Source organism: Microbacterium shimangi, from assembly GCF_043556445.1.
GTDB lineage: Bacteria > Actinomycetota > Actinomycetes > Actinomycetales > Microbacteriaceae > Microbacterium.
Window position 1 is genome coordinate 21445 of record NZ_JBIGII010000006.1, and the last position, 12712, is coordinate 34156.

Here is a 12712-nt window from a genome sequence, read left to right on the forward strand (position 1 = left end):
CATGCCCGTCGCCCTCGCCGCCCCGCACCTCGCTGCCGTCGCCGCCGGCGAGCGCGCTTTCGCCGCGGGCGGCAACGCACTCGATGCGGCGCTGGCCGCGGCGGTCATGCTCACCGTCGTCTACCCCCACCAGTGCGCGATCGGCGGCGACCTCATCGCCCTCGTGCGCGATCCCGACGGAGAGACGACCGCCGTCATCGCCGCCGGAACCGCGCCCGCAGCGATCGGTGACGTCTCGGGCGGATGGGAAAGCGTCCCCCGCCAGGGCGCCCACGCGGTCACGGTGCCCGGCATGGTCGCGGGCTGGCAGGCGATCGCGGCCCGCGGCGCGGTGCACGATCTGAGTTCCGCGTTGCACGGAGCCGCCGCCACCGCGCGTGAGGGGGCGCGGGTCAGCGCAGGACTCGCGCGCGCGCTCGAATCGCGAACCGACGGCATCCTCGCCGATCCCGGACTCTCCCGGGTGTTCGCCGCAGAGGGGATGCCGCTCGCGGAGGGCGAGCTCTTCGTGCAGCCCGCGCTGGCCGACACGCTCGATCGACTCGCCGCCGACCCCGGCGATTTCTACACCGGGGTGACGGCCGCCCGCCTCGTCGCAGCTCTGCAGCGCGCGGGCGGCGTCCACACTCTCGCGGACTTCGCCGGCTACGCGCCGGAGGAGCTTCCCGCGCTCACCGCGGAGGTCGGCGGCCGCACCTGGTCGGTCGCTCCGCCGCCCTCGGCGGGAGCCCTCGTGCCCGGCACGGTCTCCGGCGGCCTCGACCGCGACGGGAACGCGGATGCCGCGGCCCTCGTTTCCGCGGCGGTGCGGGGCGTCGCCGCCCGTGGTGCGCATCTCGGTGACCCGCGGGTCGGGCCGATCGATGTCGCGGCCCTGCTGAACCTCGCGGCGACCGCCGACACCGCCGGCCGTCTCGAAGCGCGCGCGAGCGGCGACACCGCATCGGTCGTCGCGATCGACGATGAGGGCTGGGCGGTCACGATCGTGCAGAGCGTGTACTTCACCTTCGGCGCGGGCCTGCTCGACCCCGAGACGGGGGTGCTCTTCCACAACCGCGGGAGCGCCTTCACCATCGACGCGCGGTCGCCCTCGCGCCTGAGCGCCGGCGCACGTCCGCCCCACACGCTCTGCCCCCTCATCGTCGAGGACGCGTCGGCGCTCATCGTCGCGGGCTGTCAGGGCGGACGCGCCCAGCCATGGATTCTCGCCCAGCTCTTCGCCGACCGGTGTTCGATGACCGAGCCGCTGGATCGTCTTCTCGCCCGCCCGCGGTGGATCGTCGGTGACGTCGATCTCGGCTTCTCGCGCCTCACGCTCGCGGCCGAGCACGGTGTCGAAGCCGCTGCTCTCGAAGGCGCCCGGGCCGCGGGGGTGCCGATCGCGGAGCTCCCGCCCCTCGCCGACGTGGCGGGCCACGTGCAACTCGTTCGACGAACCACGGGTGTCGATAGCCTCGATGCCGCGAGCGACCCCCGCGCCGACGGCGCCGGCGTCGTCTTCACCCCCTGACCCTGGAGGAGAACCTCATGACTTCACGTATCTGGAGCGACCCGATCACTCCGGCGGAGATCGCCGAGTTCACGGCGCTCGTCCGCGCCGACGCGCGCATCGGCGAGCGACCCCGGTTCTGGGGGATCGCGGTGGAGGAGGGTCTCGCTCGTGCTCTCGCCCCCGACCAGGGGCGACCGGTGCGGACGGTGGTCATGAACCCCGACGCTCACGCTGCGTGGGAGGTCACCGGGTGGACGTCGGGTGCCGACCGTGAAGCGGTGATCTCGGGATGGGCCGACGTCGACGCGAAGCGGCCCGGTGTTTCGTCGGACGAGGCGCGCGCCATCGCGCAGTCGGCCCGCAACCATCCGCTCATCGTCGAAGCACTGGCCAAGCGCGGTATCCATGACACCTCGCTCGTATGGGTCGATCCCGAGTCGATCACCGGCTTCGAACCCGAGGACCTCGCCGATCGCCGCCTGTCATGGGGGACCGTCTGGTACCGCGAGAGCGTCGACGACAACGGCTACGCGCGTCCGGTCGCGGGTCTCGTGCCGATTCTCGACCTCGAGACGCTCGACGTGATCCGCATCGAGGACCACGGTGTCATCCCGATGGCGAGCGAGTCGGGCAACTACCGTTCGGGCACATGGGGACCCGACCGCGAGGTCGCCCCGCTCGACATCACCCAGTCGGAGGGCCCGGGCTTCCACGTCGACGGGCACAGGGTCACCTGGCAGAACTGGTCGTTCAACATCGGCTTCACCCACCGCGAGGGCCTCGTGCTCCACGACATCGCCTACCGCGACGGTGCCGTCGACCGCTCGGTGATGCGCCGAGCATCGATCAACGAGATGTACGTGCCGTACCTGGACTCCGACCCGACCGCGTACCGCAAGAATTTCTTCGACTGGGGCGAGTACGGCGCGGGCCCGCTCACGGCATCGCTCGAGCTCGGTTGCGACTGCCTCGGCGAGATCCGCTACTTCGACGCGCACGTGCTCGATGGCAACGGCGAGGCGATGACCATTCCGAACGGCATCTGCCTGCACGAGGAAGACCACTCCATCCTCTGGAAGCACGTGAACACGCGCACCGGCGAGGCTGACGTGCGCCGCTCCCGGCGTCTGGTGATCTCGTTCTTCGCCACGGTCGCGAACTACGACTACGGCTTCTACTGGTCGCTCTACCAGGACGGCAACATCGAGCTCGAGATCAAGCTGACCGGCATCCTGTCGGTCTCGGGCATCGACGACGGCAAGATGCCCGCGTTCGGGCGCATGGTCAGCCCCAACGTGCAGGCACCCACGCACCAGCACTATTTCGCGGTGCGTCTGGATGCCGCGGTCGACGGCCCCGTCAACCGCCTGGTCGAGGTGCACGCCGAGGTCGAAGAGGACGACGAGCTCAACCCCTGGGGCAATGCCGTGAAGATGGTGGCCCAGACGATCGCGTCGGAGAAGGACGCGGGACGCCTGGCGGATGCCTCTCGCGCCCTGCACTGGAGGATCGAGAACACCGAGAAGACCAACCGTTTCGGTGAATCGACGGCGTACCGCCTGTCGGTGCTCAACACCACGCGACTGTTCGCCAAGCCCGGAAGCGTCGTGGCGCGGAAGGCCCCGTTCGTCGCCAAACACCTGTGGGCCACCGCCTACGATGCCTCCGAGCGGTTCATCGCGGGGGAGTACCCGAACCAGGCGCCGCTGGAAGCCGAAGGGATCACCGCCTGGCAGCAGGCCGACCGGCCGCTCGATGGCGCCGAACTTGTGGTGTGGCCGATCATCGGCGTGCACCACTACCCGAAGCCGGAGGAATGGCCGATCATGCCGGCCCACAAGATCGGGTTGCGCCTCGAGCCCGACGGATTCTTCACGCGCAACCCCTCTCTCGACGTGCCCGAGTCGTCGAGCGCGAGCTGCCACGCCCCGTCGGGCGGGCATGGTCATGAGGGGCACGGTCACGAGGGGCACGGTCACGAGGGGCACGGTCACGTTCATCACGGCAGCGACGACCCGCACGCGCATCACCACGACCACGATCACCACTGATGGTCGCCGACCTGCTGCACGCGGGGGCGCTGGGGGCCACGGGGCTCGGAACCTGCTGCGTGGCGCTCGACCGTCCGCGACCGCGGCTGCGCGAGCTGTCGCTGTCGATCGTGATGTTCCTGGCGATGCTCGACGTCATCACCGGAGCACACCTCGTGCCGGTGGTCGGGTGGAGCGCGGTGACCACTGCTCTCGCGATGGCCCTCGGCGCGAGGCGACGTCGCTCGGCCGAACCCCCGGCGGTCTCGGGGATGCGCGTGCACGCGGCGATCGGGGCGATCCTCATGGCGGGCCTGATGCTCGCAATGTCGGGCGGTCTGGTCGTCGACACCGGGTCGCACCACGGGGCATCAGCTGTTTCGCTCGTGCTACTGCTGGTCGCGGCAACGGGCGTGTATGCGGCCTGGTCGGCGACCCGGCTGCGCCACGCCCATCTGCTCGAGCGGGTGCAGTACGTCAGCATGGCCGTCTCGCTCCTCCTCCTCGCGGGCGCGGTCGCCGCCTGAGTCCGAAGCTTAGAAGGGTGCGTCTCCGCGGTAGGTGGGGTCGGGCGCGGGTCGGAACATCGGGACTGTGCGTTCCGGTTGCACGAGGAACCGCCTCCCGCCCGGGGACAGCCACTCGATGACACCACCACTGCCTTCCACCTGGGTCACTCGCCACCCGCCGTGATGCTTGACCGTGTGATGCCCCACACACAACGGAGTCAGGTTCGTGAGTTCGGTTCTGCCGCCGTCCTCCCACGCGATCTGATGATCGATCTGGCATCTCGCGGCGGGGATCGCGCACCCGGGACCCGAACACCTTTCTGCTCGCCACCGCACCAACCGTTGCAACGGTTTCGGGGGACGGTACAGATCCCGGCCCACCGACAGAACCATCCCGGTTTCGGGGTGGATGAGGACCCGCATCCACCCCTCCGCACCCCCACACAACTCCCGGGCCTCGGCGATCGGGATCGGCCCCACCCCCTCCACCACCGCCGGCTCCGTCCCCGCGTGCTCATCGTCCAGGAGAGACAACACCGGCACCGTGACGGCGACGGTCGCACGGATTCCCCGCGCCGCCCCCGGATGCGTGGGCACGTCCCCATCGACGAGGAGATCGACGACGACGTCAGCGCGCAACTCGTCGACCGTGCGTTCTTCGCCGTCTCGGGTGGCCAAGATCTTCGCGGTCGCGGTGGCACGGTTATGGATCGCGGTGATCTTCACCATGGAAGCGTGCACACCGAGCCAGCCCATACCGTCTTCGCCCGGTTCCACCACTACCCGCCGCTTCCGCACCGCCTCCGCATGACGCTCAGCCACCGTCGCTGCCCGGACCGTGTCCACCAGTCTCCGCAACTCACGCCGGAACGTCCCCACCGCGTGAGTCACCGCCAGCTCGACCGCGGCCGGAACAACCTTCTCGCGCAACTCCGGTTCCACCGTGTCGACGAGTTCCACGAACGCTTCGGCGTGCCGTTCCGTGGTGCGGGCATGAGACAACGCGTCGAGCATCGTGGGGTACCGGTTCACGAGACCGTCGGCGGTGACCAGCATCCGCTCCGCCGTGTTCTCCGTCACCTGCAACGCCGCCGCGAGCTCCAACCGCAGGGACCGCCAGACGATCTCCGTCGTCGCACCCCGAGACCGGTCGGCTTCGACCATCGCGTCACGACGTAACCGCTCAACCCGCCGAAACCGTTGCGCAGCGAACGTCGACATCAACGTCGACACATCCAACACATCATCCAAAGCATCCCGCTCACCCGCCGGGGCGTTGGCGCCGCCCGCGTCGAACCACTCATCCCGCTCCGACACCGAGGCGTCGGCATCATGCCGCGCCTCACCGTCAGCAGGGGTGTCGTCGTTCTCGAGCATGGCTCCAGTTTAGAACATACGTACGACACCCGAACGGAAACTGAACGCCCTGTAGAAACTCGGCGGACTCCGAACGCCCCGTCAGCCCGTATAGACGGTGGAGCTGCGGCGCTCGTACCACCGGGCGAGTTGCTCGCCGGCGCCGAGGACGTGAGCGCGCATCTGCGCGCTGGCGGCTTCGGCATCGCCCGCCTCGAGGGCCTCGAGGATGCGGAGGTGCTCCTGGTAGTTCTCTTCGCGGTGACGATCGTCGTTGACGAGCAACTGCGCCGACACGTTTCTGGGGAACGTCTCGTTGATCTCATCGATCGCCCGACCGAGGCGGGCATTCGCCGAGGCCATCGCGATCGTGTTGTGGAAGATGTCGTTCTCTTGGCGGCTGTCGAGCGCGCGCGTCTCGCCCGCGCCGTCGGCTCCGACCGAACGGTCGTACATGTCCTGGTTCGCCGCCCGGAGGCGGTCGAGGTCGGCGTGCGAGATTCGGCTCACCGCGCGCGCGGCGGCGAGGGCTTCGAGCTCGGCGCGCACCTCGTAGGCCTCGCGCACCTCCCACGGTGCGGGGACGCGCACCACGGCGCCGCGGTTGGGGACCACGTCGATCAGGCCACCGGTCTGCAGCTGCCGCAGCGCTTCACGGACGGGCGTGCGGCTGACGCCGAAGTCGCTCGCGAGCTCTGCCTGTCGCAATTGCGCACCGATGGGAATGTCGCCGCTCATGATGCGGGCGCGGATCTTCGCGGCGATCTCGTCGACCAGTGCGTGCGCCGACGACGCCTGGATCGTCTCACCGTCCATGAACGTGATTCCTCCCCGGCGCAGAAGGGCTGCGGCACCTGGGGAACGGTAGCAGAACCCGCCCTCGTGGACCCAGAACATCCGCGCTCGGCGCCCAGATGCGTCATATTGGATCCATACACGTCATGTTAGGATCCACATATGTCTCCCCAGCCAGAGATCTCGGACATCCACGTCCGAGTGCGCGGGCTCGTTCGCGAGGCCGAGGGAGTGCTGTCGGTCGAGCTGGAGCCACTCTCCGGTGCTCTGCCGTCGTGGACGCCCGGCGCCCACATCGATCTCCTCCTCCCCGGCGCACCGGTGCGGCAGTACTCCCTCTGCGGCGACCCTTCGGCCCCGCGCTACCGGATCGCCGTGCTGCGCGAGAGCGAGAGTCGCGGGGGCTCCCGTGCCATCCACGAACGGCTGCGCCCGGGCGACGAGGTGGTCCTCCGCGAGCCCAAGAACCACTTCGCTCTCGAGCCGGCGCCGGAGTACCTCTTCATCGCCGGCGGCATCGGGATCACTCCGCTCCTGCCGATGGTGCGCCGGGCGCAGGCGGCCGGGGTGCGGTGGCGGCTGCTCTACCTCGGCGGCTCCCGCACCCGCATGCCTTTCCTCGAAGAGCTCGACGCCCTGGGCGGCGACGTCACCGTCATCGCCCGAGACGAGGGCACCCGAGCCGACCTGATCGTCGAGGTCGCGGCATCCCCCGCCGCTCTCGTCTACGCGTGCGGACCGGAGCGGATGCTGTCGGCCCTCGCCGAAGCAGTGCCCGACGCCGAGACGCGTCTCCGGCTCGAGTATTTCTCGGCGCCCGAGGTCGAGTACGAGCCGGGCGGCCCATTCCGCATCCGTCTCGACCGCAGCGGGCTCGAGCTCGACGTCACCCCCGGCGAGTCGATCCTCGAGGTCATGCGCGGCGCCGGTGTCGAGGTGCTCTCCGACTGCGAGGAGGGCATCTGCGGCAGCTGCGAGACCCGCGTGCTCGACGGTGAACCCGAGCATCGCGACTTCGTTCTCACGGCGCAGGAGAAGACGCGCGGCGACTGCCTGATGGTCTGCGTCTCTCGTGCCGCCTGCCCCCTGCTCGTGCTCGACGCCTAGCAATCAACCCCCGACCGATTCGCACTGAAGGAGCGCACCGCATGCTCAAGCAGGAAGACAACGAGAAGATCACCCGGTCGGGTCCTGGCACGCCGCTCGGCAACCTGCTGCGCTCCTACTGGCAGCCCGCGGCCCTCGTCTCGGAGATGCCCGGCGAGCGACCGGTCAAGCAGGTGCGCATCATGAGCGAAGACCTCGTGCTCTTCAAGAAGCGCGAGGGATGGGGCTTGATCAGCCGCTACTGCGCTCATCGCGGCGTCGACCTCTCTTACGGACGCCTCGAGGAAGACGGCATCCGCTGCCTCTATCACGGGTGGCTCTACAACGGCGAAGGTCGCTGCGTCGAGCAGCCCGCCGAACCCGACCACAGCCAGTTCCTCGGCAAGGTGCGGATCGCCAACTACCCCTGCGTCGAGCGCAACGGCATCATCTTCACCTACATGGGGGCCGGTGACCCGCCCCCGTTCCCGCACTACGACTGCTTCGTCGCCCCCGAGGAGTACACCTTCGCGTTCAAGGGCCTCTGGGAGTGCAACTGGCTTCAGGGCCTCGAGGGCGGCATCGACCCGAGCCACGTGTCGTTCCTGCACCGCTTCATCGAGGAGGACCCCCGCGAGATGTACGGTCAGCAGTTCGCCGAAGAGGTGGAGGGCACCGGCAAGAAGCTCTCGATCCTCGTGGGCGAGAGCTACCGCCCCGACATCGAGGTGGAGAGCGCCGAGCACGGACTCCGGGTGTACGCCCTCCGTCAGCTCACCGAAGACATCAAGCACGTGCGGGTGACGAACCTCATGTTCCCGAACGCCTTCGTCGTGCCGTTCGGCAACTCGAAGGTCTTCACCCAGTGGCACGTGCCGATCGACGACGTGACCTCTTACTGGTACATGATCTGGTACGACTTCGCCGAGACCACCGACAAAGACACGCTGCTGCAACAGCGCCTCGACGGGGTGAGCCTGCCCGACTACCGGCCGCTGCGGAACCGCAGCAACAACTGGGGGTTCGATCCCCAGGAGCAGAAAGAGGTCACCTACACGGGGATGGGCCTCGACATCAACGTGCACGACCAGTGGGCCGTTGAAAGCATGGGCGCGATCCAAGATCGCACGGTGGAGCGCCTCGGCATCTCCGACCGGGCGGTCAGCGCCAATCGACGCTTGCTGCTGCGCGCGATCGAGGCGTTCGCGGCGGGCGGGCAGACTCCCTCGCACCCCATCAGCGAGGCGGACGCCGCTGCGCTGACCGGCCCTCTCGCCATGGATACGATCGCGGCGAACGACACCTGGCAGACGCGCTGGATCGAGCGCGAAGACGAACGACGCGCCGCGTCGCCGTGGGCGGGCCCGCACGCGACGGCGGAGGCGACCGTTGATGCGTGAGCGCAACGTCGACGAGCGACCCGTCTCCGAGAACGGCGGAGGCGTGTCGGCTCGCCCCATGCTCGCCGGCGAACGCGACGGCTTCATCGCCCGCCACGACCTCTGGTCGGAGACCCAATATGCGGCGGCCGGCCAAATGCGCCGGGTCATGGACGAGATCGGCATCGAGATGGTGCGTTTCTCGTTCGTCGACCAGCACGGGATCCTCCGCGGCAAGACGATCACGCGCGCCGGGATCGCCGGGGTCATGCGCTCCGGACTCACCGTGCCGAGCTCGCTGCTGCTGAAGGACACATCCGGCCAGTCGGTGTTCTCGGTCTTCTCCTCCGATACGGGAGTGGGCGTCGACGGTTTCAGCGGCGCGGGCGACATCGTGCTCGTGCCCGACCCCGAGACGTTCCGTGTGCTGCCCTGGACCGAGAACACGGCGTGGATCCTGTGCGACCTCCGCTTCCCCGACGGGGCCCCGGTGCCGTTCTGTACGCGGTCGATCCTGCGGACGGAGCTGGCGACGCTCGCCTCGCGGGGCTACGGCATGACCGTGGGCGCGGAGCTCGAATTCCATGTCTTCCGACTCTCCGACGAGGAGCTCTCCCCGCATCACGTGGCCGCCCCCGGCCGCCCAGGAGCAGCTCTCGCCTCGGCGCCGACCACGCGCGGCGCCCAACTGCTGCACGAAGAATCGCTCGACGCGATGCAACCGCTCGTCGACGCGCTCTACCGCAGCCTCACCCTCCTCGACCTGCCGCTGCGATCGATCGAACTCGAGTTCGGGCACAGCCAGTTCGAGATCACGATGGAGGCGGGGGATGCTGCGCGCATCGCCGATGCGATCATCCTGTGCCGCATGGCGGTGCGGCGAGTGGCGCGCAGCCTCGGGTACCACGCCACCTTCATGTCGCGTCCGCAGGGTGCCGAGGGCGCGTCGACCGGGTGGCATCTGCACCAATCGCTCTACGACCTCGCCACGGGCGCGCCCGCGTTCATCCCCGACGACGGCGGTCAGACCCTCAGCGCGGTCGCGTCGTCGTACCTCGCGGGGCTCCTCGCGCACGCACCCGCTGCTGCGGCGTTCACCACCCCGACCGTCAACGGCTACAAGCGCTACCAGCCGTACTCGCTCGCACCGGATCGGGTCGCGTGGGGGATCGACAACAAGGGCGCCATGATCCGTGCGGTGGGCGGGGTCGGTGACCCCGCGACTCGGCTCGAGAACAGGTCGGGCGAGCCGGCGGCGAACCCCTACCTCTACATCGCGTCGCAACTGATCAGCGGAATGGACGGCATGGAACGCGGACTCGAGCCGCCGGCCCCCACCACCGACCCCTACGGCGCGGATGCCCCGCCGCTTCCGGCCTCGCTCGGCGACGCGGTCATCGCGCTCGCTGCCGACACGGCATTCCGGACGGCGCTCGGGTCGGCCGTCGTCCAGTGGTACGTCACCATCAAGCGCGCCGAATTCGATCGTTACCTGCGTCACGTCTCCGACTGGGAGCAGCGCGAGTACTTCGGGATCTTCTGATCCCGCACGAAGAGAGAGCATCACATGAGCATCAGATCCCGCGTCGGCGCTCTGCCGTCGTACACCCCCTTCGTCCTCGCGGGTGAGCCGGTCGCGGCGGGTGATCGGGTCTTGCGAGACGTCGTCGATCCCGCCACCCAAGAGGTGCTCACGACCGTCGCCGACGCGACCGTCGCCGACGTCGACAGGGCGGTGGCCGCCGCCGTCGCCGCGCACGCCGATCGTCGGTGGCGGGGCGTGGCACCGCTCGACCGTGCCCGCATCCTGAACCGCGTCGCCGATCTCATCGAGGCCGACCTCGAAGACCTCGCGATCCTCGAGACGCGCGACAACGGCAAGCCGATCGAGCGTTCGCGCGCCGACACCGCGAGCGCCGCCCGCACGTTCCGGCATTTCGCCGGGGCGCCGTCGCGCCTGGGCGGCACCGTCATTCCCATCGACGGGGGCGGTCACCACGTCTACACGGTGCTCGAGCCGGTCGGACCAGTGGCGATCATCCTGCCCTGGAACTTCCCGATCATGACGGCCGCCTTCAAGCTCGCGCCGGCGCTCGCCGCGGGGTGCCCGGTGATCGCCAAACCCGCCGAAGACACACCCCTCACCCTGCTGCGTCTCGCCGAGATCCTGCAGCGCGCAGGGGTGCCCGACGGCGTAGTGAGCGTGCTCACGGGCGACGGAGCGGTGGGCGCGGCCCTCTCGACGCACCCCGATATCGCGAAGATCAGCTTCACCGGCTCGACCGAAGTCGGTCGGATCATCGCGCACGCCGCGGCGGACGACTTCACCCGCGTGACGCTCGAGCTCGGCGGGAAGAGCCCCAACATCGTGTTCGAGGACGCCGATCTCGACGCAGCGGTGCTCACCGCCATGCGGGCCTCCTTCGGTCACTCGGGCCAGATGTGCACGGCGGGCAGCCGCCTCCTCGTGCAGCGCTCCATCCTCGACGAGATGACCGAGCGGCTCGCGGCGGCCGTCCGCCGAGTCCCCGTCGGCGACGGTCTCGACGGCGGCATCACCGTGGGTCCTCTGGTGTCAGAGGAGCAGCGCGAGCGCGTGCTCGGCTACATCCGCAAGGGCGTCGAAGAGGGCGCGACCCTCGTCGCGGGCGGCGGCACACGCGAGCCGGGGTTCTACGTCGAGCCGGCCCTGTTCGCAGGCGTCACCAACGACATGACCATCGCTCGAGAAGAGATCTTCGGACCCGTCGTGGGAATCATCCCGTTCGACGACGAGGCGGATGCGGTGCGCATCGCCAACGACACGCGGTACGGCCTCGCGGCGGGCGTCTGGACGAGGGACCTCTCGCGCGCACATCGCATGGCCGCCGCCATCTCGGCCGGCACGGTGTGGATCAACACCTACAACGTCTTCGACCCGGCCTTGCCCTTCGGTGGGGTGGGGGAGTCGGGCCTCGGCCGAGACCTGGGCGACGAGGGACTCCTCGGCTTCTGCGAGCCGAAGAGCGTCGTCATCGCGATCTAGAAGCCGAAAGGCGGAGAGGGGCATTCGTGGTCGACACGGTGCACACGGTCACAGGGCCGATCGGGCCCACGGGCCTCGGCGTCACGCTCCCGCACGAGCACGTCTACATCAACATGACCCACACGACTCCGCAGGACGGCTACCTCAATGTCGCCGACGAGGCAGCCGGTGAGCTCGCGTTGTTCGCCGCCGCGGGCGGAACGACGCTGATCGACATGACCAATGGCGAGCTCAGCGACTATGCCGCGCCCATCGGGTGGAGCGACGACCTCCGGGTGATGCAGCAGAACTCCGACACCGGGTCGCGGTCGATCGCGAACGTCCTCGCGACGAAGGAGATGTCGGAGCGCACCGGGGTGCAGGTGATCCTGGGCACGGGCCACTACTACGAGGCGTATCTGGATAGGCGGTGGTTCGACCGCAACTCGACGAACACCATCGCCGATTACCTCATCGCCGACCTGCTCGACGAGATCCCGGGCACGGGGGTGCGGGCCGGGATCATCGGCGAGATCGCTTCGGACCTCTCGCACATCAGCGCCGTGGAGGAGCGATCGTTCCGCGCCGCCGGGCGAGCCAGTCGCGAAACCGGCGCGATGGTGTCGACGCACGCGGCCTCCTTCCCGACCGGGCTCGCGCAGCTCGAGATCCTCGTGGAGGAGGGAGTGGACCCCTCACGCGTCGTCATCGGCCACGCCGATACGGTCAAGAGCGTCGACTATTCGCTCGAGATCGCACGGCGCGGAGCATTCGTGGAGTTCGACTGCCTCATGACCTGCCGGGTCGGAGGCTTCCTCGTGCGTCCGCAGATCGATCGCCGCCTCGCCTACCTGAAGCAGATCATCGACGCGGGCTACGCCGGCAGCGTCCTGCTCTCGCACGACGTCTGTCAGCGCTCGCACATGCGGGCGCTCGGTGGGCCGGGATACACCTTTCTCTTCGACGAATTCCGCGCGCTCGCCGTCGAGTCGGGCATCGCCGCCGAAACGCTCGACGCCATCCATCGCGACAACCCTCGTCGCGCCGTCTTCGGGGAGTAG

General features: G+C 69.1%; 10 protein-coding genes. 8 read left to right on the forward strand and 2 right to left on the reverse strand.

The features are described 5' to 3' along the window. Nucleotide 1: 1 nt before the first annotated feature. From ACFXQA_RS13015 to ACFXQA_RS13025, 3 genes are read left to right on the forward strand one after another with little or no spacing between them, the layout of a single operon-like run. Nucleotides 2-1510, forward strand: a complete 1509-nt coding sequence (locus ACFXQA_RS13015; protein ID WP_394520298.1) for a gamma-glutamyltransferase — start codon at nucleotides 2-4, stop codon at nucleotides 1508-1510. A 17-nt stretch (nucleotides 1511-1527) separates the two neighbouring features. Further along, nucleotides 1528-3543: a primary-amine oxidase gene (locus ACFXQA_RS13020; protein WP_394520299.1), complete on the forward strand. Its 2016-nt coding sequence runs from the start codon at nucleotides 1528-1530 to the stop codon at nucleotides 3541-3543. Further along, nucleotides 3543-4049: a hypothetical protein gene (locus ACFXQA_RS13025; protein WP_394520300.1), complete on the forward strand. Its 507-nt coding sequence runs from the start codon at nucleotides 3543-3545 to the stop codon at nucleotides 4047-4049. The genes ACFXQA_RS13020 and ACFXQA_RS13025 overlap by 1 nt, the downstream gene beginning before the upstream one ends. A gap of 9 nt (nucleotides 4050-4058) precedes the next feature. Here ACFXQA_RS13025 and ACFXQA_RS13030 read toward each other — a convergent pair whose 3' ends face one another. After that, nucleotides 4059-5408, reverse strand: a complete 1350-nt coding sequence (locus ACFXQA_RS13030) for an HNH endonuclease signature motif containing protein (protein ID WP_394520301.1) — start codon at nucleotides 5406-5408, stop codon at nucleotides 4059-4061. A gap of 81 nt (nucleotides 5409-5489) precedes the next feature. After that, complete coding sequence (locus ACFXQA_RS13035) at nucleotides 5490-6203, reverse strand: GntR family transcriptional regulator (RefSeq protein ID WP_394520302.1); 714 nt, start codon at nucleotides 6201-6203, stop codon at nucleotides 5490-5492. Between the two features lie 141 nt (nucleotides 6204-6344). Between ACFXQA_RS13035 and ACFXQA_RS13040 the strand changes: the two genes are divergently transcribed. The 5 genes from ACFXQA_RS13040 to ACFXQA_RS13060 are packed head-to-tail and all read left to right on the forward strand — an operon-like array spanning nucleotide 6345 to nucleotide 12712. Then, nucleotides 6345-7289 (forward strand): PDR/VanB family oxidoreductase, encoded by a 945-nt coding sequence (locus ACFXQA_RS13040; protein ID WP_394520303.1) that lies wholly within the window; start codon nucleotides 6345-6347, stop codon nucleotides 7287-7289. A gap of 41 nt (nucleotides 7290-7330) precedes the next feature. Next, the gene (locus ACFXQA_RS13045; protein WP_394520304.1) at nucleotides 7331-8668 is read left to right on the forward strand and encodes a Rieske 2Fe-2S domain-containing protein; all 1338 of its coding nucleotides are present in this window, start codon (nucleotides 7331-7333) and stop codon (nucleotides 8666-8668) included. Continuing rightward, nucleotides 8661-10190, forward strand: coding sequence for a glutamine synthetase family protein (locus tag ACFXQA_RS13050; protein WP_394520305.1), 1530 nt, complete (start codon nucleotides 8661-8663; stop codon nucleotides 10188-10190). Before ACFXQA_RS13045 ends, ACFXQA_RS13050 begins: the two co-directional genes overlap by 8 nt. A 24-nt stretch (nucleotides 10191-10214) precedes the next feature. Then, nucleotides 10215-11672 carry an aldehyde dehydrogenase family protein gene (locus tag ACFXQA_RS13055; RefSeq protein WP_394520306.1) on the forward strand — a complete coding sequence of 486 codons (1458 nt, stop codon included), beginning with the start codon at nucleotides 10215-10217 and terminating at the stop codon, nucleotides 11670-11672. A 26-nt stretch (nucleotides 11673-11698) separates the two neighbouring features. Then, the gene (locus ACFXQA_RS13060; RefSeq protein ID WP_394520307.1) at nucleotides 11699-12712 is read left to right on the forward strand and encodes a phosphotriesterase family protein; all 1014 of its coding nucleotides are present in this window, start codon (nucleotides 11699-11701) and stop codon (nucleotides 12710-12712) included.

Excerpts from the sequence above, each read along its gene's own strand:
- ACFXQA_RS13045 (WP_394520304.1), top strand. The coding sequence starts at position 7,331 with ATGCTCAAGCAGGAAGACAACGAGAAGATCACCCGGTCGGGTCCTGGC.
- ACFXQA_RS13030 (WP_394520301.1), bottom strand. The coding sequence starts at position 5,408 with ATGCTCGAGAACGACGACACCCCTGCTGACGGTGAGGCGCGGCATGAT.
- ACFXQA_RS13055 (WP_394520306.1), top strand. The coding sequence starts at position 10,215 with ATGAGCATCAGATCCCGCGTCGGCGCTCTGCCGTCGTACACCCCCTTC.
- ACFXQA_RS13020 (WP_394520299.1), top strand. The coding sequence starts at position 1,528 with ATGACTTCACGTATCTGGAGCGACCCGATCACTCCGGCGGAGATCGCC.
- ACFXQA_RS13050 (WP_394520305.1), top strand. The coding sequence starts at position 8,661 with ATGCGTGAGCGCAACGTCGACGAGCGACCCGTCTCCGAGAACGGCGGA.
- ACFXQA_RS13040 (WP_394520303.1), top strand. The coding sequence starts at position 6,345 with ATGTCTCCCCAGCCAGAGATCTCGGACATCCACGTCCGAGTGCGCGGG.
- ACFXQA_RS13025 (WP_394520300.1), top strand. The coding sequence starts at position 3,543 with ATGGTCGCCGACCTGCTGCACGCGGGGGCGCTGGGGGCCACGGGGCTC.
- ACFXQA_RS13015 (WP_394520298.1), top strand. The coding sequence starts at position 2 with ATGCCCGTCGCCCTCGCCGCCCCGCACCTCGCTGCCGTCGCCGCCGGC.
- ACFXQA_RS13035 (WP_394520302.1), bottom strand. The coding sequence starts at position 6,203 with ATGGACGGTGAGACGATCCAGGCGTCGTCGGCGCACGCACTGGTCGAC.